Below are 25,839 nucleotides of genomic sequence, written 5' to 3'. Positions count from 1 at the left end.
AATAAAAATGGCCGCCAATTGCTTGGCAGCCATTTTTTCATTGACCCGGCCTTGACGCCGGCATCACCCGATTACTTGCCGGCTTATTTAACGCTCAGGCCACGGCGTTGCAGCAGCGGCTCGATCTTCGCATCGCGGCCGCGGAAGTTGCGGTAGATGTCGAGCGCATCGGCGCTGCCGCCGCGCGACAGCAACTTGGCTCTGAACCAGTCGCCATTCTTGCGCGTCAGGCCGCCGTTTTCCTTGAACCACTCGACCGTATCGGCATCGAGCTTTTCCGACCACAGATACGCGTAGTAGCCGGCCGAATAACCGCCCGCGAACGCGTGCGAGAAATACGTGGTGCGGTAGCGCGGCGGTGCCGGGGCGAAATCGACACCCGCCTCCGTCAAGGCGGTTTTTTCAAACGCCAGCACGTCGGTGGGAATCTGTGCCGGGGTCAGCTGATGCCAGCGCTGGTCCAGCAGGGCCGACGCCAGGTATTCCGTCGTCTTGTAGCCCTGGTTGAAGTTGTCGGCCGCCGTCACCTTGGCCAGCAGTTCGGCGGGAATGGCCGCGCCCGTCTGGTAGTGCTTGGCGTAGTTTTGCAGCACTTCCGGCCACAGCGCCCACATTTCGTTGACTTGCGACGGGTATTCGACGAAGTCGCGCGGCACGCTGGTGCCGGCGAAGCGCGGGTATTTCACGTTCGAAAACATGCCATGCAGCGCATGGCCGAATTCGTGGAACATGGTGTTGACTTCGTCAAACGTCATCAGGGTCGGCTGGCCCGCTTCCGGCTTTGGAATGTTGAGGTTATTCGCAATCACCGGCTTGCGGTTCAGCAAGCTCGACTGGCCCACGTAGGCATTTGCCCAGGCGCCGCCGCGCTTGTTGCTGCGCGCGTAAGGGTCCAGCGTGAAAATGGCCAGCTGCGTGCCGTCTTCATTGAAGACGTCGTACACCAGCATGTCGGCCGTGTAGACGGGCAAGTCGGTGCGCTGCTTGAAAGTGAGACCATACAACTTGCCAGCGGCAAAGAACACGCCACGGGTCAGCACGCTGTGCATTTCAAAGTACGGTTTGAGTTGCGTTTCATCAAAGTTGTAGCGTTCGGCGCGTACCTTGTCGCTATAGAAAGCCCAGTCGGCGGCGCCCACCTTGAAGCCGCCTTTGCCTGCATCGATGACCTTCTGGATATCGTCCGCTTCGCGGCGCGCATTGACGACGGCCGGCTTCGCCAATTCGCCCAGCAGGGCGTTCACGGCGGTGGTGTCATGCGCCGTCTGGTCTTCCAGCGAATACGCCGCGTAGTTCGGGTAGCCCATCAGCGCGGCACGTTCGGCGCGCAGCTTTGCCAGTGCCAGCACTTCCTGAGTATTGTCGAACTCGCCGCCACGGCTGCCGCGCGCTTGCGAAGCGGCCATGATGCGTTCGCGCACGGCGCGGTTGGTCAGCAGCGACAGCGGCGCCTGGCCCGTCGTGTTGACGAGGGCGATCACGTATTTGCCGTCGAGGCCGCGCTTCTTGGCCAGGCCGGCGGCTACTTCGATGGCGGCCGGCGACAGGCCGTCGAGTTCTTCGCGCGTATCGACGACGACAGCCGAGGCGTTCAATTCCTTCAGTACATTTTGCGCGAACTTGGTCGACAGGGCCGCCAGCTGGCCGTTGTAGGCGCGCAGCTTTTCTTTGTCCGCCGCCGACAGCTTGGCGCCCGCGCGCACGAAGTCCGTGTGATAGCGGGCCAAGAGGCGTTTCGATTCGGCATCGAGGCCCAGCTTGTCGCGCTTGGCGTACAGGCTGTCGATGCGCTTGAAGAGTTTGTCGTTGAGCATGACCGCGTCGCTGTGGGCCGCCATCTTCGGCGCCAGTTCGCGTTCCAGGCCCTGGATCGTCTCATTCGTGTTGGAGCCGGACATCACGGAAAACACGGTGCGCACGCGGCTTAGCAGCTGGCCCGAGCGTTCCATGGCGACGATGGTGTTATCGAACGTGGCCGGCTTCCGGTTATTCGCAATCGCGTCGATTTCCGCCAGGTTGGCGGCCATGCCTGCCGTAAAGGCGGGTGCGTAGTCGGCGTCCTGCACCTTGTCGAACGGTGGATAATGAAATGGCAGGCTGCTGGCCTGCGCAAACGGGTTCGAGGCAGGCAAGGCCGCGGTAGCGGCAAAAGCGGCGGCGGCTGGCGCCAGCATCAGGCTGGCGGCGATGACGAGCATTGTTGGACGGGTCATGTCTTCTTTCAAGAAACGCAAGAGAGCCGCGATTGTGTCGCGGGCCAGCCTGAAATAATAACAGCCTGACACACTTGCGTCACCCGCAACTACCGATGGTAGCGATACGCCCATACATGAAAGGTTTTCATGCCCGGCTCTCCGGATATGCAATGCAAAATATCAATACTCAGCTGACCTGTATCGCATATAGTATCCATTCGGCAACCGGAGAATCCATGAGCTTTGAGCACCGCAAGACACGCGCCCTGGAACTGTTGAGCAACACGGGCATGGCCCGCAGCCATTATGCGCCGCCGCTGATACGCCTGTTGTGGAAGGCCGGCGTGCAGGTTCCGCCGCCGCATTTCCAGTCTTTCCTGCGTACCGCGCTCGGCATGGGACTCTGGTTCGGCATGTTCTGGGGCCTGATCATGTGGTTTTTTTTCTGGTCGCGGCCCGATGCCGCCACCCCGTTATCACCCCTGGCGGCGCTGATGGCGGCCTGTGCGGCAGGCAGCCTGTTTGGCATCGCCATGGCCAGCGTCTATGCCCGCGACCGGCGCAAGCACGAGTTGCCGGCATGGACCGCGCTGGACGAGCAACAGTCCCCAGGCAATTCCCTTGATTAATAGTGCGGCGGACGTTCGTTGACCAGTCCGCCATTCGCCTGCTGCGCCCCGTCGCGCACGTGTTCGCCCAGCTTGTGCAGCATCGCTTCCAATTGATCGATGCGCTTGCCCTGCTGGTACACCATCTGGTTCAGCGACTCGACCAGGTCTTCCTGCTGCGCCAGCTTGATTTCGATATCGACGAAACGTGTTTCCATCTGTTCTGCATTGTCCATGGTGCTCTCGGTGATTCCTGACTGAAAGCGGCATTCTACCGCCGCAGCGGCGTGAGCCAGGACAAACCTCGTCCATTCCCCATCGGTCAGGTGGCCATTTCTGCCTATTCTTCCCTGATGGCTGAATCAAACCGCTTGACGAATGAGAACAAACGATTACAATGGACGTATCCACTTTGCCTGACCTGATCGACACGCGCAAGACGGCCGAATACCGGTGCTGGGAAGACTCCCTGCACGACGTGGCGGCCGCCGCCATCGATGCGCGCATCAAGCATTTGCAACATGGTAAAAAGGGCGACTGGCGGCCAGTGGGCGAAGGCGTGTGCGAACTGCGCTTTTTACAGACGGGACCGGGCTGGCGCGTGTATTTTCACGAAACCAATCGGGGCACCCTGATCTTGTTGCTGCTGGGTGGCGACAAATCGAGCCAGCGGCGCGACATCAAGCAGGCGCAAGCGATACTCAAGGACTTGAAAGCCCGGCAAGCGGCCCTGAAGAAAGCGGCGGCGGCATCCACAGGAGCACGAAAAAAATGAACCAACATATCGACCATGACACCTTCGACCTCGACGACCTGGAAGCATTAGGCCTGAGCAAATTTGACCCAACGCAACACCTGACCAGCAAAGCCTCCGTGGCCGCCTACATGAGCGAAATCGTCGCCACCGGCAACGCCGAGCTGTTCCAGTCCGCCATGAACGACGTGGTGCGCGCCTATGGCATGGGCAAGGTGGCGGCCAGGGCCGACATCACGCGCGAAGGCGCGTATAAAGCCTTGCGCGAAGGCAGCAAGCCGCGCTTCGAAACCATTTTGAAGATGCTCGATGCGCTGGGCATGCAGCTGACCATCGTGCCCAAAACCACGCCGGACGGCGCCGTGGAAGCCTGAACGTTCTCTAATTAAACTTTCGGCGTGGCCAGCAAGGCCTTCATGCGCGCCAGCCGTTCCTTGGGCGAAATGATTTCCGACTCGGTCGGCACGGCGTCGCCCACATCGAGTTGCATTTCCTTGATGAAACGCGACGGGTCACAATGAACTTGCTCGCCCGCCCGCTTGCGCTTCTTGCACCAGGTGACGTGCAAGGTGCGCTGGGCGCGCGTGATGCCCACATACATCAGGCGGCGCTCTTCCTGGATGCGCGCGGCGATGGTTTCGGCGGGCGCGTCAGGGTCGCCCTTGTGCGGCAAGATCCCCTCTTCCACGCCCACCAGAAACACGTGCGGAAATTCCAGACCCTTTGACGCGTGCAGGGTGGACATGCGCACGGCGTCCTGCTCCTCGTCCTTGCCTTCGAGCATGGTCATCAGGGCCACCATCTGCGTCAGTTCCAGCACGTTCTTTTCTTCGCCGTCGCGGTCCTTGCCGCCCCTGCCCCGTTCCTTCAGCCAGTTGACGAATTCCAGCACGTTCTGCCACTTGCTTTGCGCTTGCCGTTCCTCGAAGGCATCGTACAGATACGATTCGTAGTGGATTTCCTTCATCATGTCGTCCAGCACTTCGGCCGCGTTGTCGCCGCTGCCTGCCGCGCCGGGACGGCTGGCGCGCGATTCGAGATCGTTGATGAAGTTGCAGAAATCGCGCAGCGGCCCCAGTTGGCGGTCCGTCAGCTTGGCCTCGATGCCGCCTTTAAAGACGGCCTGGAACAGCGAACACTGCCACTGCCCCGAAAACGCGCCCAGCACTTCCAAAGTTGACTGCCCCACGCCGCGGCGCGGCGTCGTCACGGCACGAATGAAGGCCGGGTCGTCGTCTTCGTTCGCCAGCAAGCGCAGGTAGCTGATGATGTCCTTGATCTCGGCCTTGTCGAAGAAGCTCTGACCACCCGAAATCGTGTACGGAATGCGTTCCTTGCGCAAACACTGCTCGATGATGCGCGCCTGGTGGTTGCCCCGGTACAAAATCGCATAATCGGAAAACTTGTTCTTGCGTTCAAAATGGTCGGCCGAGATCATGATGGCGACCTGCTCCGCCTCCTGCTCGTCCGTCTGCATGCCCAGCACCTTGATCGGCTCGCCCAGGCCATGTTCCGACCACAGCGACTTTTCAAACAGTTTCGGGTTGTTGCCGATGACGGCATTGGCCGCGTTCAGCACGCGCATGGTGGAGCGGTAATTCTGCTCCAGTTTGATGACCCGTAAGTCGGGGAAATCCGTTTCCAGCGTCTTCAGGTTTTCCACGGTGGCGCCGCGCCAGGCATAGATCGCCTGGTCGTCGTCGCCCACGGCCGTAAACATCGGCTTCTTGCCGATGCCCGTCACCATCAGTTTCACCAGTTCGTACTGGCAGGTATTCGTATCCTGGTATTCGTCGACGAGCAGGTAGCGCAGGCGGCGCTGCCACTTGTCGCGCACGGGACCATTGTTGCGGAACAGTTCCACCGGCAGGCGGATCAAGTCGTCGAAATCGACGGCCTGGTAGGCGGACAGGGTGGCCACGTAGCTGCGATAAATACGCGCCGCGTTCGCTTCGTCCTCGTCCTTGGCTTGCGCCAGCGCCATGTCCGGGTCGATCAGGCCGTTTTTCCACAAGGACATGGCGCCCTGGATACCGCGTATCACCTGTTTATCGGTGGTAATGGCAAGGTCTTGCACGAGGGAAAAACAGTCGTCGCTGTCCATGATGGAAAAGCGGTCCTTCAGTCCTACGCCATTGGCTTCCTGGCGCAGGATTTTCACGCCCAGCGAGTGGAAGGTCGACACCGTCAACTGCTTGGCCTGGCGCGGTTGCTTCAAGAGTTTGGCGATGCGTTCCTGCATTTCCAGCGCCGCCTTGTTGGTGAAGGTCAGCGCGGCGATGGTGCGCGGGTCATAGCCCCGGTCTTCGATCAGGTGGGCGATCTTTTGCGTGATCACGCGCGTCTTGCCCGAACCGGCGCCCGCCAGCACCAGGCAAGGGCCGTCGAGGTAGGTAACCGCTTCGCTTTGGGGCGCATTCAGACCGAACTGTGGTGCTTTGGACATCAGGGTATTTCCGCAGGGAACAGCAGCCCATTGTAACAGCGTCGCGCCCGCCATTTGCACGATGGCGCATGCCCGAAAAACGGGCAATGGCATTGATATATCGCCATCTGGCGCCATTTTTGACCATGCCATGCGTGCGGCGATGCCAAGCCTGGAGTACCATTCCGCCTGTATCGCCCGTGCGCGCCCACTTACCGAATGACAGTCCCATGAAATTTGAACACCTGATTGAAATCAACGATCCGCTGAACCCGCTGATCGACACCTTGAGCCTGGAACAAGTCTGGCGCGGCCTGGTCTTGCGCGCCGAATCGCCCAGGCTGTTCGTGCCGCACCTGGACGAGTGCCGGATCAGCGAGCGCTGCGATGCCGGCTTCGCGCGCAGCCTGCGCTATGGCGAGCTGGTCATCAACGACAAGGTGGTGCTGGTGCCGCAACTGCAAGTGCGCTACGAAGTGCCGGCGCAACAGGATATCAGCGCCTCCTCGCTGGTGATGACCATCGAGATGCCCGATGAGGCGAGCCTGTGGGTGCGCTTCCAGTACGACGACGGCCACGACGCGGCCACCGATGCGGCCAACGCCCTGTACGACGACTTCCGCCGCTCCGCCTACAAGGAATCCGACATCGACACGGTGCGCATCATGCGCGAACTGGCGCTCGAAGGACGGCTGGATGCGGGCTTGCTGAACTAGATTAAATTCGTGCGCTGCGGCCCCACAGCTGGTCGGGGCGAAACTGCAAGCCCGCCTGCTCCGCGCTGAGCACTTCGCGAATGGCGTGCAAGTCCACGCGCGTGTCGCGCCGCAAGGGTACGTCGAGGCGCGCGCCGCGCGGGCCGATCAGCGACTGCACGTGGGGCGTGGTGGCATTCAAACCCTTGCGCGTGACGACGCCGATTTCGCCATTGAGTAATTTGACGAAGGTGCCGACCGGGTAGATGCCCAGCTCGCGCACCAGCAGCGAGGCCAGCGGCGCATCCAGCGTGGCCTTGTCGGCCATCAGCATTTCGCGCAGGGCCACGTTCGGCAGCAGGGGCTGGCGGTAGCTGCGCCTTGACACGCGCGCGCAATAGCGGTCGGCCAGCATGATCAGGCGCGCGCCGATGCCGATCGCCTCGCCTTGCGTGCCCAGCGGATAGCCGCTGCCATCGATATTTTCATGGTGCTGCAGCACGGCTTGCAGCCAGACGGCGTCCATGACGCCGGCCGCGCGCAACAAGTCGACACCCGCTTGCGGATGGGCGCGCAAATAAGCGCGTTCCTGCGCGTCCAGCGGGCCCGCCTTGTGCTGGAAATCCGCGTGGCGTTCCAGCATGCCCACATTCATGCTCAGCGCGGCCAGTAGCACGCTGCGGATGACATCGTCATCGAGTTTCAGGGCACGCGCCAGCAGGGCCGTGATGACGGCCGTGTCGACGCTGTGGCGCACGGCAAAGTCGCCCGCGCCCTGATTGTGCAGGATGCAGGCCAGCGCCACGTCGGCGTCCAGTGCCACCGCCTCTTCCACCAGCTGCGCCAGCGGCGCCAGCGATGCGTGGCTGCCCGCCTGTCCGGCGGCAATGGCCGGCAAGACGCGGGCCAGGCCAGCCGTGACGAGGTTCAGCATGCGCAGGGCCGACGGTGCCTCCGTGGCCGTGCGCGGCACGTCGGCGCTGGTATCGGCGATGACGCCGCGCGCCAGCAGCAATGCGATCTGGTTCTCGCTGCTGATGACATGCCCCAACCTGGCCAGCAAACTGCCCGTCTCGCCATGCACGTCCCAGGGCAGGGCCACGCCCAGGGCGAGTTCTCCCGCGTAAATGCGCCGAATTTTCACATCGTCTCCATCATCGCCTTCACCCGCTTGTTTTTACCATCCTGGCATCAGCGGCGAGTACCAATTGAAATGTTTTTTGCTTTTAATCAATATTTCAATGTGGCAGCGATGATCGCGCAATCATGTGCGCTTGTCTACAAAATTGTGTAAATATCAAAATTTCATCAGACGCCAGGCGAGCAATCGGCGCAGCCCGCTGCGTGTTCCGGGTCTTTTTCCAGGTGCAGCGCCAGCTCGCGCAAGGCCGTGCGCACGCCTTCCTCGATGACGGGGTGGTAGAACGGCATGTCGAGCATGGCGGGCACCGTCAGCTGCGCCTGGCACGCCCAGGCCAGCAAGTGCCCCAGGTGTTCCGCCCGTGGGCCGATCAGCTCGGCGCCGAGAAAGCGCTTGCTGCCGAACTCCGCATACACGCGCAGCAAGCCCTGGTTTTGCAGCATCACGCGGCTGCGCCCTTGGTTGCCGAACGACACGGCACCGACGGCGAAGCGGCCCGCGTGACTCACGCACAGTTGCTGGTAGGTGGCGCCCACGGTGGCAATCTGCGGTTCCGTGAAGGCGATCGCCAGCGGCGTGCGGCGCAAGCCAGGCTTGACGTCAGGAAAACGCGCCGCGTTGTCGCCCGCGATGCGGCCCTCGTCGGCCGCTTCGGGCAGCAGCGGCAAGGCGTTGTCGGCATCCCCGGCGATGAAGATGGCGCTCTTGCCGCACTGCATGGTGTGCGGGTCATGCAGGGGAATGCCGTGGCGGTCGAGCTCGATTTGCGCCGTCTCCAGGCCGATCTTGTCCACGTTCGGACGGCGGCCGATGGCGGCCAGCACATACTCGAACTGCTCGGTTTTTTCCTGACCATCGCCATCGCGGCTGGTGAGCACGATGCCGCTGCCATCCGGCGTTTTTTCCACATGCGCCACCGTGGTCTGGAAGCGGATGTCAAGTTCGCGCGCCAGCACGGCGCCCGCCTCCCGCAGCACCAGCGGGTCCGTCAGCTGCGCGACCTTATTGCCGCGCGCAAACAGGGTCACGCGCACGCCCAGCCGCGCCAACGCCTGGCCCAGCTCCAGGCCGATGACGCCGCCGCCGACCACGGCGACCGAGCGCGGCAAGTCCGTCCACTCGAACACGGCGTCGCTGGTGATGACCCGGTCGCCGGCAGCTTGCCACTCGGGCGGCACGATGGACGTGGAACCGGTGGCGATGACCACGCTGGCCGCTTCGACAAGCGTGTGTTCATCGACCTGCAATGTGCCGGGGGAAATAAAACGCGCATGGCCGCGCAGCTTTTCTTCGTCGGCAATGGCGTTGACGCCGTCGAGGACGAAGCCGACAAAGCGGTCGCGCTCGCTGCGCACCCGGGCCATCACTTGCTGGCCGTCGATGCGCACGGGGCCTGGGTGCACGCCAAAAGCGGGCGCGGCGGCCACCGCATGGGCCGCCTCGGCCGCCGCGATCAAGAGCTTGCTGGGCATGCAGCCCACGCGCGCGCAGGTCGTGCCGTACGGCCCGCTTTCGATCATCAGCACGCGCTTGCCCTGCATGCGCGCCGCCTTGTGCGCCGTCATGCCGGCCGTGCCGCTACCGATCACGGCCACGTCCACTTGTATCGTTTTCATCGTGCTGTCCATCCCACTGAGGTTGCTCACAGCATTCGATACTACCCGTTTGCCGAAAATAAGGTTTTACTTTGCAGCAATATATGTATTAGTATAACTAATCATTTTCAAAATTTATAAGCTGAGCTAATGGGATCACTCGATTATCGCGCGCTGGCCGTGCTGGACGCCGTGGCCAGCCATGGCAGTTTCGACAAGGCCGCCCTGGCGCTGGGCATCACCCAGTCGGCCGTCTCGCAGCGCATCAAGGCGCTGGAAGATGCCAGCGGGCGCCTGCTGATCATCCGTGGCCAGCCGGCCGTGCCGACGGGCCTGGGCCAGCGATTGATCGTGCATCACCGCAACGTCAAGCTGATGGAAGCGTCGCTCGACATCGACCTGGGCAACAGCGTCAGCATGCCGGAAATCGCCATCGCCATCGATGCCGACAGCCTGGCCACCTGGTTCCCCGACACTTTATCAGCCCTGCTGGCGCCGCCGCGCTGCCAGCTCGACGTGCGCCTGGCCGACAGCGACAGCGCCTTGCAGATGGTGCGCGACGGCTCCGTGTTCGGCTGCGTGGCGGCAGAATCGGGCACGGCGATCGACGCGGCGGCCGCCACCAGCGTCACGCCGCTGGGCACCTTGCGCTATGTCTGCGTGGCCACGCCCGTGTTTGCGGGCCACTGGTTCGGCGATGGTTTTATTGCCGAGGCGGTGCAACTGGCGCCCGCCGTCGTGGGCCAGCACGGCTTGCTGGCGCGTTTTCTTGCTGAACAACTCAATATGCGTGAACCGTTTCCGCACCACACTTTACCCGTGGAAACGGCGCGCCGCGGCTGCGTCCAGGATGGCCTGGCCTACGGCCTGATGCCGCAGCGCCTGGCCGCGCCAGCGCTGGCGACGGACCGCCTCGTGGATCTGCTGCCGGGCAGCACCCTGGATGTACCGCTGAGCTGGCATGCGTGGACCCTGGACACGCCGTTTACCAAGCTGTTGTCCGAGCAGATCGTCAAGTCGGCGCGCGATTACCTGAACTAATCAGATATCCAGCGGATCCACTTCCAGCGACCATTTCACGCGCGACTTCATGGCGCGCAGCTCGCTTAACCATTCTTTTAAAAACGCCTGCAGGGCCGGCCGCGAGGGCGATTCCAGCAGCAGCTGGGCGCGGTCCACGTTGTAGACGCGCGTCATGCTCATGGGAATCGGGTCGTTGATGGTCACCTGCGGGTGTGCCATGCATTCCTTGGCCGCCTGCAAGAACTCGATGGCGGTCGCCAGCTCGGGCGCCTCGGCGCGCAGCAGGGCCTGGAACAGATACGGCGGCAGCGCCGCCTGCGCCCGCTCTTCCAGCAAGGTCGTGGCGAAATGGTCGTAATCGTGGTGGACGACGGCGTCGTACAGCGGATGGCGCGCATAGCGCGTCTGGATCAGCACCTCGGAAACGCTGCCCCCTTCCGTCTGCGCGGCCCGCCCGGCCCGGCCCGCCACCTGCATCAGCTGCGCGAACAGCCGTTCGCTGGCGCGGTAATCCTGCGAAAACAAGGCCGTGTCCGGATTCAAAATGCCCACTAACGTCAGCTTTTTGAAATCGTGGCCCTTGGCCACCATCTGCGTGCCGATCAAAATGTCCACTTCGCCCCGGTGCACGGTGTCGAACGCTTCCTGCGCGCTGCCCTTCTTGCGCGTGGAATCGGCGTCGATGCGCAAGATGCGCGCCTCTGGAAACAATTGCTGCAAGCCCTCTTCCACGCGCTGCGTGCCGCGTCCCAGCGGCTGCAAATCAACGTTGCCGCAGGTGGGGCAATGGCGGGGAATGCGCAATTCCAGGCTGCAATGGTGGCAGCGCAAGCGGTGCTCGGGCTTGTGCAGCACCATGAACGAGGTGCAGCGCGTGCAATTGCTGATCCAGCCGCACGATTCGCAGCAGATCACGGGCGAATAGCCGCGCCGGTTCAAAAACAGCAGCGACTGCTCGCCCCGTTCCATGCGCAGTTTCAAGGCGGCGATCAGGTGCGAGGTCAGGCCGTCTTTCGGCTTGTCGCGCTCCATGTCGAGGATCTTGACGCGCGGCAATACGGCATTTTTCACCGCCCGTTCGCGCAATTCCAGCTTGCGGTAGCGCCCCGTCTGCGCGTGGTGCCAGCTTTCCAGCGAGGGCGTGGCCGAGCCCAGCACGATGGGAATCTGCAATTGCCAGGCGCGCCACACGGCCAGGTCGCGCGCGGAATAGCGCAAGCCTTCCTGCTGCTTGTAGGAAGGATCGTGTTCCTCGTCGATGACGATCAGTTTGAGTTTCGGCAAGGATGCCAGGATGGCCAGCCGCGTGCCGAGCACGATGCGCGCCTGGCCCTGGTGGGCCGCCAGCCAGTGCAGCATGCGCTCGCCTTCGGACAGGCTGCTGTGCAGGGTGGCCAGCATGACGCCGGGAAAGCGCGCGCGGATATTGCCTTCCAGCTGGGGCGTGAGGTTAATTTCCGGCACCAAAATCAGGATTTGCGCATCGTCCTCGCGCGCCAGCACCTGGGCGCAGGCTTGCAGATACACTTCCGTCTTGCCGCTGCCCGTCACGCCGTACAGCAGGGTTGGCTTGAAACCCAAGGCGCCGCCGATGGCGTCCGCCGCCTCTTGCTGAGCCGGGTTGAGCGCCGGCATGTTCAGCGGCGTGCCGTCGTGCGCATCGGCCAGCTTGGCCAGCTTCTTGATGGCGCGGTCGAGCGCCACGGTGGTGAGCACGCGCAAGTTCTTCGGCAAGCCCGGCAGCGCCACCTCGCCCAGCGGACGCTGGTAGTAATCGGCGGCAAAGGCGGCCAGCGCCAGCCACTGTTCCGACAGGGGCGCCAGCTGGCTGCGCACGGCCAGCACATCCTTCAATTTTGCGGCGGGCACGTCCGTGCTGTCGGACACGCCGACGATCAGCCCCATCACTTCGCGCCGGCCGAACGGCACCAGCGCCAGTTGCCCCACTTGCGGCAGAGGTACGTCCGCGCCGGCATCGGCCGCCGCGTTCCAGCGGTAATCGAACAGGGCGTTCAGGGGCGTGTCGAGCGCGATTTTCAGGATGCACGACGTCAAAATGCACTGCGACATGGGGAGTTGGCCTATCTCTATAAAAAAGCGCGCGGCAGGGTCAATGGCGCGGCGGGATGCCAGGCATCAAGCCAGCGGGCCATGATACTTGTTTCTTCCGCCAAACGCCTAACAGCAGGCAGGACAGCGTGTCATCATGCCTGAAGAAAATTCTGTGGATAACTTTGTGGACAAAGCAAAATTAACTTTCATAAAAATGTGGACAGAAAATTTTGATCGCCGTCAAGAGGGGCACGCAAGAAAAATTAACTATTTAAAATCAATGACTTAAAAATTGATCCCCGGAAGGCGATAAATCCGTGGGGCATTTCCGCCGCTGTGCATAACTGAACCATTTCTGATTTTTTTATACAGGAATAAGCACCGTTTTGATGCATGCCCTGCGCAAAAAACGCCACCATATGAGGCAAAGTTGACAATTGCCGGGCAAGCGTTCGGTTTTACCCGCGGGGCGGCGAAACATTGTTCAATTATCATGCAGTGCAACATGCACTTCAGGTGAAACCTGAACATCGACGCTAAGTATCGGTTAACAAAATACTTTTCAATTTTATCCACAGAATCTGTTGATAACTTTGTGGACAATGAAGGAATAAGGCTGGCAAACGGAAGAATAACCTTATCAATTGCAACAAAGTCCGTCCGACAAGACATTTTTTATTTCTTAATAATCAAGTACTTGCAGAGCATCCCCGGGCATGGCTTTTCAACTGCCTCTTATTTCCGCAGCAAAAAAAATTGTGCATAAGTCGGTATTTCCTGCTAAGGCGCAGCAAAGAAAAAGGCAGGCTTCCGCTGGGAAGCCTGCCTTTTCTGCCCCTGCGCCAGGGGAAGCGGTATTGCGTTACTGACCGCTGCGCATGGCGCGGCTCATGCTGTGCACGGCTTCCACCATCGCTTCGACCGATTCCGGCGGCGTGAACTGGGAAATGCCATGGCCCAGGTTGAATACGTGGCCCGTACCGGCCGACGGCGCGCCAAAGGCGTTGAGCACTTTCGCCACTTCGGCGCGGATCTGCTCCGGGCTGGCGAACAGGATGGCCGGGTCGAGATTGCCCTGCAAGCCCACTTTATGCCCGACCAGCTGGCGCGCGCGCGTCAGGTTGACGGTCCAGTCCAGGCCCACGGCATCGGCGCCGATGTCGGCGATCTGCTCGATCCACTGGCCGCCGCCCTTGGTAAACACGATGGCGGGAATCTTGACGCCATCCTTGTCGCGTTTCAGCTGCGCCACCACTTGCTGCATGTAGGCCAGCGAAAATTCCTGGTAGGCGCCATCGGCCAGCGCACCGCCCCAGGAATCGAAAATCATCACGGCTTGCGCGCCGGCATCGATTTGCGCATTCAGGTACTGCGCCACGGAAGTGGCGTTGATGGCCAGGATGTGGTGCATCAGGTCAGGGCGGTTGTACAGCATCTTCTTGATGGTATGGAACTCTTTCGAGCCGCCGCCTTCCACCATGTAGCACGCCAGGGTCCACGGGCTGCCGGAAAAACCGATCAGCGGCACGCGGCCATTGAGTTCCGTGCGGATTTGCGTGACGGCCTTGAAAACGTAGTCGAGCGACTCCAGGTCCGGCACTTGCAAGGCCTTCACATCTTGCTCCGTGCGCAGCGGACGCTCGAACTTCGGGCCTTCGCCATCGGCGAAATACAAGCCCAGGCCCATCGCGTCAGGCACCGTCAGGATGTCGGAAAACAGGATGGCCGCGTCGAGCGGGAAGCGCTCCAGGGGCTGCAAGGTGACTTCGGTGGCGTAATCGGGATTCTTCGCCAGGCCCAGGAAGGAGCCGGCCCGCTCGCGCGTGGCGCGGTATTCGGGCAGATAGCGGCCCGCCTGGCGCATCAGCCAGACAGGGGTGTGCTCGGTCGGCTGGCGCAACAGGGCGCGCAGGAAAGTGTCATTCTGGAGCGGAGCAAATTGTGGCATGGCAGGCAATCGAGCTTGGAGAAGCGGTATTATCGCATCCAATCGCCGCCATTTCATTGATTCCAGTGCCGCTTTGCAGCATTTGCCACGCACAGCGATGACTTTCGTTGTGCCGGCCCTTCCATTATGATGATGCACGCCGCCGCGCTGCCTGACGCCGCCTGGAGGCCCCCTCTTTCCACCACGACACGGAGCCCGCATGACCTCGACCGCATCCAGCACCCCTTATGGCATCTGGCCATCGCCGATCAGCGCGGCCATCGTCGCCGCTGGCGCCTCGCCGCTGACGCAGCTGGCCCTGGGCGGCGCGGATGGGGCCGACGTGTTCTGGCTGGCCGGGCGCGCCAGCGAGGCGGGCCGCAACACCCTGCTGCGCCAGCGCGGCGCGCGGGTCGATGAACTGACGCCGGCACCGTTCAATGTGCGCACCCGCGTGCATGAATACGGCGGCGGCGCATATGCCGTGGCCGGCGATACCGTGTATTTTTCGCATTTCGCCGACAATTGCCTGTACCGCGTGAGCGGCGACGCCGCACCCGAAGCGTTCACCACGGGCGGCAACACGCGCCATGCGGACTTCGTCGTCGATGCGGCCCGTTCCCGCCTGATCGCCGTGCGCGAACAGCATCCGGCAGAGGGACATGCCCATCCGGAAAACTGCCTGGCCGCCGTCGGATTCGACGGGCGCGAGACAGTGCTGGCGCGCGGTCACGACTTTTATGCGGCGCCGCGTTTGTCGCCGGACGGCAGCCAGCTGGCCTGGATCAGCTGGGATCACCCGCGCCTGCCGTGGCAAGGCACGGAACTGTGGCTGGCCGACGTGCACGCGGATGGCAGCCTGGGTTCGCCACGCCTGATCGCCGGCGGCGCGCGCGAGTCGATCTGCCAGCCGGAATGGTCGCCAAACGGCTTGCTGCACTTCGTTTCCGACAGCAGCGGCTGGTGGAATCTGTACCGCTTGCACGGCGCCGACATCGAGGCGCTGTGCCCGATGGAAGCGGAATTTGCCACGCCGCACTGGACCTTCGGCGCCAGCATGTACGGTTTTCTGTCCGACGACGAAATCGTCTGCACGTATATCCAGGCCGGCATCAGCTACCTGGCGCAATTGAGCGTGGCCGAGGCGAAACTCGAGCCGATCCCGCATCCGTACCAGGAAATCCGCGAACTGCGCGTGGGGCCCGGCTTCGTCGCGCTGCTGGGCGGCAGCCCCACCATCGCGCTGGAACTGGCGCGCATCGACCTGTCGAACCACGAACTGGAAGTGCTGGCGCAGTCGATCGCGCAATTGCCCGCGCTGGCTTACCTGTCCGTGCCGCGCAGCTTGAGTTTTCCTAGCAGCAACGGCCGCACGGCGCACGCCTTCTTTTATCCGCCGAAAAATGACGACGTGCAAGCGCCCGCAGGCACATTACCACCCGTCATCGTCATCAGCCATGGCGGCCCCACCAGCATGGCCAGCAATACCTTGAAACTGGCGACGCAGTACTGGACCAGCCGCGGCATCGGCGTGCTTGACGTCAACTATGGCGGCAGCAGCGGCTTCGGCCGCGAGTACCGCGACGCGCTGCGCGGGCAATGGGGCATCGTCGACGTGGAAGACTGCATCGCCGGCGCGCGCTATCTGGCCGCCAACGGCCTGGCCGACCCCGAGCGCCTGATCGTGCGCGGCGGCAGTGCGGGCGGCCTGACGACCCTGTGCGCGCTGACCTTCCACGACGTCTTCAAGGCGGGCGCCAGCTACTATGGCGTGTCCGACCTGAAGGGCCTGGACGACGATTCGCACAAGTTCGAATCGCGCTATACCGATTACCTGATCGCCCCGCAGCCGCAAGCCGAGGCGCTCTACCTTGAGCGCTCGCCCATCCACCACACGGACAAACTGTCGCGCCCGATGATCTTCTTCCAGGGCCTCGATGACAAGGTGGTGCCGCCGCAGCAGTCGCAGCAGATGGTCGACGCCCTGCAGGCGCGCGGCGTGCCCGTCGCGTACGTGCCGCTCGAAGGCGAGGGCCACGGCTTCCGCAAGGCGGAAAACATCGTGCGCACGCTGGACGCGGAACTGTATTTCTACCAGCGCGTGTTCGGCCTGCCCGTGGCGGCCGGCGAGCCTCCCGTGCATATCGCCAACTTGCCCGCATGACCGATCCGCATGCAGACCAGCTCTTGCTGGACGAATTCGCCGCCCTGGAGCAGCACGAACAGATGATCCTGGCCTTGCTGGCGATTGCGGGCGAGCCGGTGGGCAAGCATGCCGTGTATGAACACTTGCAGCGCGCCAATATCGTCGAGCCGGACGGCACGCCGTTTGCCCTGCTCACCGTCACGAGCATGCTGCAGCATTTGACGCGGCACGCGCTGGCCAGCGAGGTGGTGGGACGCGGCTATGCCTGCGAAGCGAAGCTGCGCTGGCCCGCCATGCGCGCGGCCATCGAGCACCTGGCGTTTCGCGACCTGTGCCAGGCGATCGAAACCATCAACCCCGTGCGCCGCAACTGGGATGGCTATGTGGAATTGCGCAGCTACCGGCAAGGCGTGGCGCGCCTGCGCATCGCCCTGTTGCGCAACGACGAGGTACGCCAGGTGGCCGCCATCCTGGCCGCCTGCATGGCGTGCTATGAAGCGCAGCAGCTGCATCCGCTGATCGAGATTTTCGGCCGCCCGTTCGAGCCGGAAATGCTGTCTTTCGTCATGCCGCAACTGCAAGATGACATCCTCGCCGTGCTGCTGGGCAACGCCCCGCGCGAGCCGGCCACGGCGCACGCCATCCGCAGCTATGCGCGCGCGCACCACGCGCGCCAGACGGCGGCCGGCGACCATATCGGCGCCGCCCTGCCGCTGGCCCTGGCCGAGGATGCCCTGCTGTGCGGCGAACTCGACGCCGCCGCGCGCTACCTGGCGGGCCAGCAGGGGCCGCAGGCGCTGTTTGTCGACAGCAGCATCGCCCTGCTTCGCGGCGAACACGCGCACGCCGTGGCGGGCTTCGACACGGCCCTGAAAGGGCTGCGCAAGGAAACGGGCAAGCGCAAGCTGTGCTTTACGGGCATCGGCGGCCACCTGTACGTGCTAGCCCTGCTGCGCGGCAACGACGCCAAGCTGCTGAAAAGCGCGGAAACCTATCTCGATATCGCGCTGCATGCGCAGCCGAACCACGACAGCATCGTCTACCAGCAGTTGAATACCTTGCGCCTGGTGCGCGCCGGCGTGCTGCAAGCCGATGCGATCCCCACGCGCAGCTGGGAAACGGGCTTGCAGGCGCAGCTGTTCCAGGCCTTGCTGTACTACTGGCTGGCGCTACCGCAATTGAGCGAACGCAAGGATCAATTGCGCTTGCTGGTGCAGCAAGCGGACGCGGCCGGCTACGACCTGATCGCCGCGCAGGCGGCCGGCTTGCTGGGCCTGCTGGGCGAGCCGCAGCAGGAGCGCTATGCCACGTCCAAGCGGGCGCAGCACGGCTTGACGGACATGGCGCCGTGGTTCGAGCGCCAGGAAGCGTGGCAGCGCCAGCTGAGCGCGCTGATCAACCTGCAGCAGAACGCGCCCGCCGAAGCCATCGGCAGCGTCTCGCGCCTCGTGTGGCTGGTGGCGTTCGACCCGCGCTTCGGCCTGACGGCCGTGGAAGTGCGCGAGCAGAAACGCGACGCGCGCGGTGGCTGGAGCAAGGGCCGCGCCATGGGCCTCAAACGCCTGGCCGAAGAGGCGGGCGACATCGATTTCCTCACGCCGCAAGACGCCCGCGCGGCGGGCAGCATCGCACCGTTCAAACAGTATTATTCGTCGGCGCCGCGCTATGAAATCGAACTGGACAAGGCCGCCATCTTGCTGGTGGGCCACCCGCTCGTGTTCTGGCTCGACCATCCCGACACGCGCGTGGAACTGATCGCCGGCGCGCCCGAGCTGCTCATCAAGTCGCACGAGGGGCAGCTGTGGCTGGGCATGCAACCGCCATTGCCCGACAACGGCGGCAACGTCGTGGTGCAGCGGGAAACGCCGACGCGCTTGCGCGTGGTGCACATCCTCGACGAGCACCGGCGCATCGGCGCCATCGTGGGCCTGGGCCTGTCCGTACCGCTGCATGCGGAAAAACAGGTGATGCAGGCGATCGGCGCCATTTCATCGATGGTCACCGTGCAATCGGATATCGGCGGCGGCGCCGGCGACGCGGAAGTCATCACGGCCGACCACCGCCTGCACGTGCACCTGCTGCCCTACCAGCAGGGCCTCAAAATGCAGATCTTGGTGCGCCCCTTGCTCGACAACGGCGCCTATTACGCGCCCGGCAGCGGTGCCGAAAGCGTGTTTGCCGACGTGGCGGGCCGGGCCGTGCAGGCGCGGCGCGACCTGAATGCGGAACGCGAAGCGCAGCGCCAGCTGATCGGACGTTGCCTGGTGCTGGAAGAAGCGCAAGAAGAGCATGGCGAGTGGCTGCTGGGCCAGCCTGCGCTGGGCCTGCAACTGCTGGTGGAGCTGCAGGCGCTCGATCCCGCCGACATGGTATTGGCCTGGCCCGAAGGCGAAACCATGCGCGTGTCGAAACGCATTGACAGCGGCCAGATGCGCCTCAATATCAAGAGCGAAAAGGACTGGTTTGCCGCCAGCGGCGAAGTGCAGATCGACGAAGACAAGGTGATGGATTTGCGTGCCCTGCTCGATTTGATGCAGAACAATAAAAGCCGCTTCGTGGCCCTGGGCGACAACCAGTTCCTCGCGCTCAGCGACGAATTGCACCGCCGCCTGTCCGAGCTGGCCGCGTATGGCGAGGCGCATGCCGATGGCGTGCACATCCACCCGCTGGCCGCCTTCGCACTGGAAGAGCTGGCCAACGATGCGGGCGGCGTGAAGGCCGACAAACTCTGGCGCGAACACTTGCTGCGCCTGCGCGCCCTCGACGATTATCAGCCGCAGCTGCCCAGCACCCTGCAGGCCGACTTGCGCGACTACCAGCTGGCCGGTTTTAACTGGCTGGCGCGATTGGCGCACTGGGGCGTGGGCGCCTGCCTGGCCGACGACATGGGACTCGGCAAGACTTTACAGGCGCTGGCGCTGATCCTGGCGCGCGCGCCCAACGGCCCCACCCTGGTGGTCGCGCCCACGTCCGTGTGCATGAACTGGATCAGCGAAGCGCAACGCTTCGCGCCCACCCTGAACATCAAACTGTTCGGCAGCGGCGACCGGGCCGACATGCTCGATACCTTGCAGCCGTTCGACGTGGTGGTGGCCAGCTATGGCTTGCTGCAGCAGGAAGCGGCCCTGTTTGCCGGCGTGCGCTGGCATACGATCGTGCTCGACGAAGCGCAGGCGATCAAGAATGGCGCCACCAAGCGCTCGCAAGCCGTGATGGCCTTGCAAGGCGATTTCCGCATGGTGGCCAGCGGCACGCCGCTGGAAAACCATTTGGGCGAACTGTGGAATCTGTTCCGCTTCATTAACCCGGGTTTGCTGGGCACCCTCGACCAGTTCAATTTGCGCTTTGCGGGACCGATCGAAAAGGATCAGGACAAGCGGGCGGCGGCCGGCGCGCGCTTGCGGCTGCGCCGCCTGATCGCGCCATTCATCCTGCGCCGCACGAAGACGCAAGTGCTGTCCGAATTGCCGTCGCGCACGGAAATCGTGCTGGAAGTGGCATTGTCGCCGCCGGAAACGGCGCTGTACGAATCGTTGCGCCGCGAAGCGCTGGAAAAGCTGGCCATGGTGGAAGGACCGGCGTCGAAAAAGGCCATCCAGATCCTGGCGGAGATCATGAAGCTGCGCCGCGCCTGCTGCAATCCGCAGCTGGTGGCGCCGGAACTGGGCCTGGCCAGCAGCAAGCTGGCGGCCTTCGCCGAGCTGCTGTCGGGCTTGCTGGAAAACCGCCACAAGGTGCTCGTCTTCAGCCAGTTCGTCGACCATTTAACACTCATCCGCAAGCACCTGGAGCAGCATGGCGTCAGCTATCAGTACCTGGACGGCAGCACGCCGATGCAGGAGCGCAAGCGCCGCGTCGACGCCTTCCAGGCGGGAGAAGGCGATGTTTTCCTGATCAGCCTGAAAGCGGGCGGCATGGGCATCAATCTGACGGCGGCCGATTACGTGATCCACATGGACCCGTGGTGGAATCCGGCCGTGGAAGACCAGGCCTCGGACCGCGCCCACCGCATGGGGCAATTGCGTCCCGTCACCATCTACCGGCTGGTGGCGAAGCACACGATCGAGGAAGGCATCGTCGAATTGCACCAGCACAAACGCGACCTGGCCGACAGTTTATTGGAAGGCAGCGACGCGGCCGCGCGCATGTCGGCCAGCGACATGCTGGGCATGCTGCAGGAGGGGTTGAAGCGATGAGCTTGAAAAAATGCACGGGGAAACGGCGTTCCATGCGATGATCGTTTTTCCGCTCTACTTTCTTGCCCCATGACCGATTACATCGCCACCAGCGCCGGCCAGCGCGCCACCTTTTTGTGCGGCAAATCCTGGACGGCCTATGTCAGCACTTTCATCATTGCCGTGCTGCTGTTCTTTGCCGCCCTGCCGCTGGCTTTCAAGTACAACGCGCGCGCCGCCTTCGTGGTGCTGATCGGCTCGGCCCTGATCGTCGGCTACCGCCTGCTGACCATCCGCAGCTATCAGTTGTACTACGACGAGGCGGGCGTGTGGCTGGCATCCGGCATTTTGCCGTGGAAAAAGAAACTCATGGGCGTCAAATGGCGCGACATGGATGAAGCCGTCTACGAAACCAATTTCTGGAGCTGGCTGTTCCAGTCCTACACGGTGCGCGTCAGCCAGCGCTACACGCAGGACATCGAAATCCACGCCACCGGCATGGCGCGCGGCAAGGATGCCGTGGCGGCCATCAATGCGCGCCACCAGGAGCTGCTGCACGGCAGCGCCATCGTCGTCTAGCGAAGCTGGCTTGCTGGCAAAAAACTGCGCAAGCGCGGTAATTAATGCTAATCTTTGGCCGCCCTGGCAAGCAAAGCCAACCTTTCAATAGTTGTTTGTTACTTATATTATCAGTTTATTATTTTCTGATGAGAGCAAACAACAAAATATTCAAGAGATAAACTATGCTGACAAGAAATAAAGTTGCGCTCGCCGCATTGATGCTGGCCTTTACCCTGACACCGGCCAGCGCCGCCAAAAAGCCGCAGAAGAACGGCAAGGCCAGTACCAGCAGCAGTAAGAAAAAAACCGTCGCCAAGAAAGCGGCCGTCGTCACGGCCGCTACGGCAGCCACGGTCGCCGCCGTCGCCAGCGAGAACAGCAGCGACCGCTCCATGAATAACCTGAGTGGCCAGTTCCTCACGGCCCTGTGGCGCCTGGACCCGGAAAGCGCGATTTCGGTCGGCAAGTACGATGGCGCCGCCAACCTGAGCATTCCCGACGCGGCCAGCCGCCAGAAGCAACTGGCCTTCATCGAAGAATGGCTGGGCAAGTTCGGCAAGCTGAATGCCAGCAAAATGTCGGACAAGCAACGTACCGACTTGGCCTTGCTGACGAATAAACTGCAATCGGATCGCTGGTATCTGACCACCTTCCGCGAATTCGAATGGAATCCCGCCCAGTACAACGTGGCCGGCTCCATCGACTTCATCCTGAACACGGAATACGCGGCGCAGCCGCAGCGCCTGCGCACCCTGCTCAAGCGCATCGCCAGCGTGCCGCAATACTATGCGGCCGCGCGCGCCAGTATCAATCACCCCACGCGCGAACACACGCAGCTGGCCATCGCCCAGAGCGCCGGCGTGCTCAGCGTGCTTGACGACCTGAACAAGACGGCACAGGCGTCCATCCTGACGCCGCTCGAAAAACAGCTGTACAACGCGCGCATCGCCGCGGCCCGCTCGGCCGTGCAAGGCTATGCGACCTGGCTGACGGAGCAGGATGCGGCGCTGGCGCAGAACGGCAACGCGCGTTCCTTCCGCATTGGCAAAGATTTATATGAACAGAAGTTCGCCTACGATATCCAGGCCAGCGTGAGCGCCGAGCAGATGTATCAGAAAGCCCTGGCCGCGCGCGAAAAGTTGCTTGAGCACATGGATAGCCTGTCCGACGAGCTGTGGGTGAAAACCATGGGCGCCACGGCCAAGCCGGCGGACCGCACGGCGAAGATCGGCATGGTGATCGACAAGCTGTCCAGCAATCACGTGGCACCCGCCGATTTCGTGCCGGAAATCCGCCGCCAGATCCCGGAATTGCAGGAATGGGTGACCAGCCACAACCTGCTGACGATGGACCCGAAAAAACCGCTGGTCGTGCGTGAAACGCCCGCTTACCAGCGCGGCGTGGCCGGCGCCAGCATCGAGGCGCCCGGCCCCTACCGTCCGCAGGACCGCACCTATTACAACGTGACGCCGCTCGACGGCGAGACGGCGGAACAGGCGGAAAGCAGCTTGCGCGAGTACAACCACTGGATCTTGCAGATCCTGAACATCCACGAAGCCATCCCTGGCCACTACACGCAGCTCGTGTATGCCAACAAATCGCCGTCGCTGGTCAAGTCCATCTTCGGCAACGGTGCCATGATCGAAGGCTGGGCCGTGTATGGCGAACGCATGATGCTTGAATCGGGCTATGGCAACAATGCGCCGGAAATGTGGCTGATGTATTCGAAGTGGAACTTGCGCAGCGTCACCAACACCATCCTCGACTACAGCGTGCACGTGCAGGGCATGACGCAGGAGCAGGCGCTGGACCTGCTGACGCGCCAGGCCTTCCAGACCAAGCGTGAAGCGACGGAAAAATGGCGTCGCGTGCAGCTGAGTTCGGTGCAACTGACCAGCTATTTCAGCGGCTATAGCGAAATCATGGACTTGCGCGAACAGCGCAAGCAAGCGCTGGGCAGCAAATTCGTGCTGAAGGATTTCCACGAGCAATTCCTCAGCTACGGCAGCGCGCCCGTGAAAGTCATCAAGGAACTGATGAATTAAGCGATACGCATCCTCACCTTGCAAAGGGCGCTGCGGCGCCCTTTTTACATCCGTTTGCGCCGCCGCAAACGATTCGCTGCCTTGTCCATTAGGCTGATGGGAAGGCAAGCGCCACCGCTCTCCTCACTGGCAATTGCCGATTTTCCTGCTAGGCTGGATTTCAGGAGCGTCCATGCATATGCCCATCCAGTTCGACACCCTCGATTACGCCAAACGCCTCGCCTCGGCAGGCGTGCCCACGCAGCAGGCAGAAGCCCATGCGGCGGCCTTGGGCGAGGTGCTGGGTTCAGCCGTGGTCGTGCATAGTGAGCTGGCGGCGCTGGAACGCAATCTGCTGGGGGAAATCAAGCTGGTATCGCAAAAGGTCGACACCAAGTTTGGCGCCCTGGAGTTGAAGATCGATGCGCTGGAGCTCAGACTCGATACCCGGATAGACGCGCTGGATTTGAAACTCGATACCAGGATAGATGCGCTGGGACGCCAATTCGATACCAAATTAGATACATTGGAGCAGAAATTCGATACCCGGATAGATACCCTGGAACACAAATTCGATACCCGGATAGATACCTTGGAACACAAATTCAATACTCGGATAGATACCCTGGAACAGAAATTCGATGCCAGATTCGATCACTCCGAGCAAAAATTCGACGCCCGCCTGGAACGCCTGGACTTGCGCCAGGGCGCGGACATGAAACACGTCTACTGGATGATGAGTACCTTGATCCTGCTCAACTTGGGCATCCTCAGCAAACTGATGCTGCAGTAAGCACTCACCTCCCCATCCGGCGATAAAAAAGCCGCTGCTCCCGGGAGAGGTCGGCGGCTTTTGCTTGCGAGTATAGTAGAGAGCCTAGGACGCTTCTTCCGGCGCCTGGGTGGCCTTGACGAAGATGGGCGCCACCAGCAGGCCCAGCTCGAACAACAGGCACATCGGGATGGCCAGCGAGAACTGGCTGACGACGTCCGGCGGCGTGACGATGGCGGCAATCACGAAGGCGCCGACGATGATGTAGGGACGCACTTCCTTGAGTTTCGCAATGGAAACAAGGCCCATGCGCACGAGGATCACCACCACCACGGGCACTTCGAACGTGGCGCCAAAGGCCAGGCACATCGACATGACGAAATCGAGGTAGTTTTCAATATCGGGCATCACCGCGATCGACGACGGCGAAAAATCGCTGATGAAGTGGAACACGCGGCCAAACACAAAGAAATAGCAGAAGGCCACGCCAGCGATGAACAGCAGGGATGAGGAAATGACCAGCGGCGCGATCAGGCGCTTTTCATGCGTGTACAGGCCAGGCGCGATAAACGCCCACATCTGGTACAGCACCCAGGGCAAGGCGACGATGAAGGCGATCACCAACGTCACTTTCATCGGCACCAGGAACGGCGAGATGACGCCGGTGGCGATCATTTTCGAGCCGGCCGGCAGCGAGGCGATCATCGGCGCGGCAATAAAATCGTAGATATGCGAAGGGCCGGGCCAATAGAACAGCACGGCGCAGACGACGGCGATACCGATCGAGGCCTTGACCAGCCGGTTGCGCAGCTCGACCAGATGCGAGATAAAGGTTTCTTCCACCGGGGCTTTGCTACTCATGAGTAAAAGGAGGAGGAACTGGCGCGCGGACGGAAACGCGCCACGCGGGCGGCCGCCGACTGCACGTGCTGCTTGCCGCCATGGCGCTGCTTGTACCAGCCAGGGATGGCGGAATTGCGCACCAGCTTCTTGCGGCGGAATTCACGCGCCTTGCGGGCCAGGTCTTCATTGGTGGCGCGCAGCATGGCTTCATGGGCATCGTGGTGCCCCTCATACGAGCTGGAATCGCCGCGCCAGGCGTTTTCCACCTCGGCCAGGTTGCCGGAGATCGAGTTTTCCACGCCATGCATGGATTTCTCCACGTTTTGCTTGACGGAATGGGCTGCCTCCTGCACTTCCTTCTGCAGGTTTTTCAGCTCTTCCATTTCAATTTCGCGCGAGACTTCGGATTTCACCTGGTTCAGGTAGCGTTGCGCGCGGCCATACAGGGTACCGGCCATGCGCGCCACTCTCGGCAACTTTTCAGGGCCGATGACTATCAACGCAACCACGCCGATGATGGCGATTTTAGAGAGACCGAGATCGATCATAAGCGTCCAAGTGCGTCTACCGGGCGGGCCAGGGGCGCCGCCGCGCTATCAGAACTTGCTTTTCTCTTTCGTCTCGACGTCGATGGTGCTTTTGTCGGCCACTTGCGATGGCGCAGCAGGAGGGGTATTGGCTGCCGGGGCGTCATCGTCGCCCTTGACGCCATCCTTGAAGCCTTTGACGGCCTTGCCGATATCACCGCCGATATTGCCCAGTTTCTTGGTGCCGAAGACCAGCATCACAATGACCAGAACGATCACCCAGTGCCAAATACTCAATGAACCCATCACATTCTCCTTGCGGGACGGTGCCCGAATAGCATCAACCAATGCCGGTAGTATACACGCGAACCCGGCG

The 25,839-nt window shown here is 62.3% G+C and carries 21 protein-coding genes; 11 read left to right on the top strand and 10 right to left on the bottom strand.

Annotated elements, in window-relative coordinates; genetic code table 11:
• Positions 1–83 precede the first annotated feature (83 nt).
• Positions 84–2,213, bottom strand: a complete 2,130-nt coding sequence (locus KY494_RS18730) for a M3 family metallopeptidase (RefSeq protein ID WP_258194317.1) — start codon at positions 2,211–2,213, stop codon at positions 84–86.
• 218 nt (positions 2,214–2,431) lie between these two features.
• Here KY494_RS18730 and KY494_RS18725 point away from each other — a divergent pair, with 218 nt between their 5' ends.
• Positions 2,432–2,824, top strand: a complete 393-nt coding sequence (locus KY494_RS18725) for a DUF6404 family protein (RefSeq protein WP_219887818.1) — start codon at positions 2,432–2,434, stop codon at positions 2,822–2,824.
• On the opposite strand, the gene KY494_RS18720 is transcribed toward KY494_RS18725, so the two are convergent.
• The gene (locus KY494_RS18720; RefSeq protein WP_070290273.1) at positions 2,821–3,039 is read right to left on the bottom strand and encodes a SlyX family protein; all 219 of its coding nucleotides are present in this window, start codon (positions 3,037–3,039) and stop codon (positions 2,821–2,823) included. The two genes, KY494_RS18725 and KY494_RS18720, sit on opposite strands and share 4 nt — an antisense overlap.
• A gap of 161 nt (positions 3,040–3,200) precedes the next feature.
• On the opposite strand from KY494_RS18720, the gene KY494_RS18715 reads away from it, so the two are divergent.
• Both KY494_RS18715 and KY494_RS18710 read left to right on the top strand, forming a co-directional pair.
• Positions 3,201–3,578 (top strand): type II toxin-antitoxin system RelE/ParE family toxin, encoded by a 378-nt coding sequence (locus KY494_RS18715; RefSeq protein WP_258194316.1) that lies wholly within the window; start codon positions 3,201–3,203, stop codon positions 3,576–3,578.
• Positions 3,575–3,931 carry an addiction module antidote protein gene (locus KY494_RS18710; protein WP_219887817.1) on the top strand — a complete coding sequence of 119 codons (357 nt, stop codon included), beginning with the start codon at positions 3,575–3,577 and terminating at the stop codon, positions 3,929–3,931. The genes KY494_RS18715 and KY494_RS18710 overlap by 4 nt, the downstream gene beginning before the upstream one ends.
• A gap of 11 nt (positions 3,932–3,942) precedes the next feature.
• On the opposite strand, the gene KY494_RS18705 is transcribed toward KY494_RS18710, so the two are convergent.
• A complete protein-coding gene (locus KY494_RS18705; protein WP_219887816.1) occupies positions 3,943–6,003 on the bottom strand; it encodes a UvrD-helicase domain-containing protein in 2,061 nt (686 codons plus the stop codon).
• Between the two features lie 209 nt (positions 6,004–6,212).
• Here KY494_RS18705 and KY494_RS18700 point away from each other — a divergent pair, with 209 nt between their 5' ends.
• Positions 6,213–6,698 carry an SRPBCC family protein gene (locus KY494_RS18700; protein WP_219135854.1) on the top strand — a complete coding sequence of 162 codons (486 nt, stop codon included), beginning with the start codon at positions 6,213–6,215 and terminating at the stop codon, positions 6,696–6,698.
• Position 6,699: 1 nt separating this feature from the next.
• On the opposite strand, the gene KY494_RS18695 is transcribed toward KY494_RS18700, so the two are convergent.
• A complete protein-coding gene (locus KY494_RS18695; protein WP_258194315.1) occupies positions 6,700–7,821 on the bottom strand; it encodes an HD-GYP domain-containing protein in 1,122 nt (373 codons plus the stop codon).
• Positions 7,822–7,985: 164 nt separating this feature from the next.
• Positions 7,986–9,434, bottom strand: a complete 1,449-nt coding sequence (locus KY494_RS18690; protein ID WP_219887815.1) for a dihydrolipoyl dehydrogenase — start codon at positions 9,432–9,434, stop codon at positions 7,986–7,988.
• 129 nt (positions 9,435–9,563) lie between these two features.
• Between KY494_RS18690 and KY494_RS18685 the strand changes: the two genes are divergently transcribed.
• The gene (locus KY494_RS18685) at positions 9,564–10,454 is read left to right on the top strand and encodes an ArgP/LysG family DNA-binding transcriptional regulator (protein WP_219887814.1); all 891 of its coding nucleotides are present in this window, start codon (positions 9,564–9,566) and stop codon (positions 10,452–10,454) included.
• On the opposite strand, the gene KY494_RS18680 is transcribed toward KY494_RS18685, so the two are convergent.
• The gene (locus tag KY494_RS18680) at positions 10,455–12,506 is read right to left on the bottom strand and encodes a primosomal protein N' (RefSeq protein ID WP_219887813.1); all 2,052 of its coding nucleotides are present in this window, start codon (positions 12,504–12,506) and stop codon (positions 10,455–10,457) included.
• A 136-nt stretch (positions 12,507–12,642) separates the two neighbouring features.
• Here KY494_RS18680 and KY494_RS29815 point away from each other — a divergent pair, with 136 nt between their 5' ends.
• Positions 12,643–12,777, top strand: a complete 135-nt coding sequence (locus KY494_RS29815; protein WP_257572239.1) for a hypothetical protein — start codon at positions 12,643–12,645, stop codon at positions 12,775–12,777.
• Between the two features lie 573 nt (positions 12,778–13,350).
• Here the strand turns inward: KY494_RS29815 and hemE are convergent.
• Complete coding sequence (hemE, locus tag KY494_RS18675) at positions 13,351–14,436, bottom strand: uroporphyrinogen decarboxylase (RefSeq protein WP_072457493.1); 1,086 nt, start codon at positions 14,434–14,436, stop codon at positions 13,351–13,353.
• A gap of 199 nt (positions 14,437–14,635) precedes the next feature.
• Between hemE and KY494_RS18670 the strand changes: the two genes are divergently transcribed.
• The 5 genes from KY494_RS18670 to KY494_RS18650 all read left to right on the top strand — a co-directional run bounded on the left by KY494_RS18670 (position 14,636) and on the right by KY494_RS18650 (position 24,114).
• Positions 14,636–16,579 (top strand): S9 family peptidase, encoded by a 1,944-nt coding sequence (locus KY494_RS18670; protein ID WP_219887812.1) that lies wholly within the window; start codon positions 14,636–14,638, stop codon positions 16,577–16,579.
• Positions 16,576–20,757, top strand: a complete 4,182-nt coding sequence (locus tag KY494_RS18665; RefSeq protein WP_219887811.1) for a DEAD/DEAH box helicase — start codon at positions 16,576–16,578, stop codon at positions 20,755–20,757. The genes KY494_RS18670 and KY494_RS18665 overlap by 4 nt, the downstream gene beginning before the upstream one ends.
• A gap of 69 nt (positions 20,758–20,826) precedes the next feature.
• Complete coding sequence (locus KY494_RS18660; RefSeq protein WP_219887810.1) at positions 20,827–21,315, top strand: hypothetical protein; 489 nt, start codon at positions 20,827–20,829, stop codon at positions 21,313–21,315.
• Positions 21,316–21,482: 167 nt separating this feature from the next.
• Positions 21,483–23,342 (top strand): DUF885 domain-containing protein, encoded by a 1,860-nt coding sequence (locus tag KY494_RS18655; RefSeq protein WP_219891642.1) that lies wholly within the window; start codon positions 21,483–21,485, stop codon positions 23,340–23,342.
• Between the two features lie 172 nt (positions 23,343–23,514).
• A complete protein-coding gene (locus KY494_RS18650; RefSeq protein WP_219887809.1) occupies positions 23,515–24,114 on the top strand; it encodes a hypothetical protein in 600 nt (199 codons plus the stop codon).
• Between the two features lie 84 nt (positions 24,115–24,198).
• On the opposite strand, the gene tatC is transcribed toward KY494_RS18650, so the two are convergent.
• From tatC to tatA, 3 genes are read right to left on the bottom strand one after another with little or no spacing between them, the layout of a single operon-like run.
• Positions 24,199–24,954, bottom strand: coding sequence for a twin-arginine translocase subunit TatC (gene tatC / locus KY494_RS18645; protein ID WP_219887808.1), 756 nt, complete (start codon positions 24,952–24,954; stop codon positions 24,199–24,201).
• Complete coding sequence (tatB, locus tag KY494_RS18640) at positions 24,951–25,484, bottom strand: Sec-independent protein translocase protein TatB (RefSeq protein WP_219887807.1); 534 nt, start codon at positions 25,482–25,484, stop codon at positions 24,951–24,953. Before tatB ends, tatC begins: the two co-directional genes overlap by 4 nt.
• A 48-nt stretch (positions 25,485–25,532) precedes the next feature.
• Positions 25,533–25,769 (bottom strand): Sec-independent protein translocase subunit TatA, encoded by a 237-nt coding sequence (tatA, locus tag KY494_RS18635; protein WP_071075001.1) that lies wholly within the window; start codon positions 25,767–25,769, stop codon positions 25,533–25,535.
• Positions 25,770–25,839: the final 70 nt, after the last annotated feature.

This window comes from Janthinobacterium sp. PAMC25594, assembly GCF_019443505.1.
In the GTDB taxonomy this organism is placed as follows: Bacteria; Pseudomonadota; Gammaproteobacteria; order Burkholderiales; family Burkholderiaceae_D; genus Janthinobacterium.
This window is presented reverse-complemented; position numbering and strand designations above follow the sequence as displayed.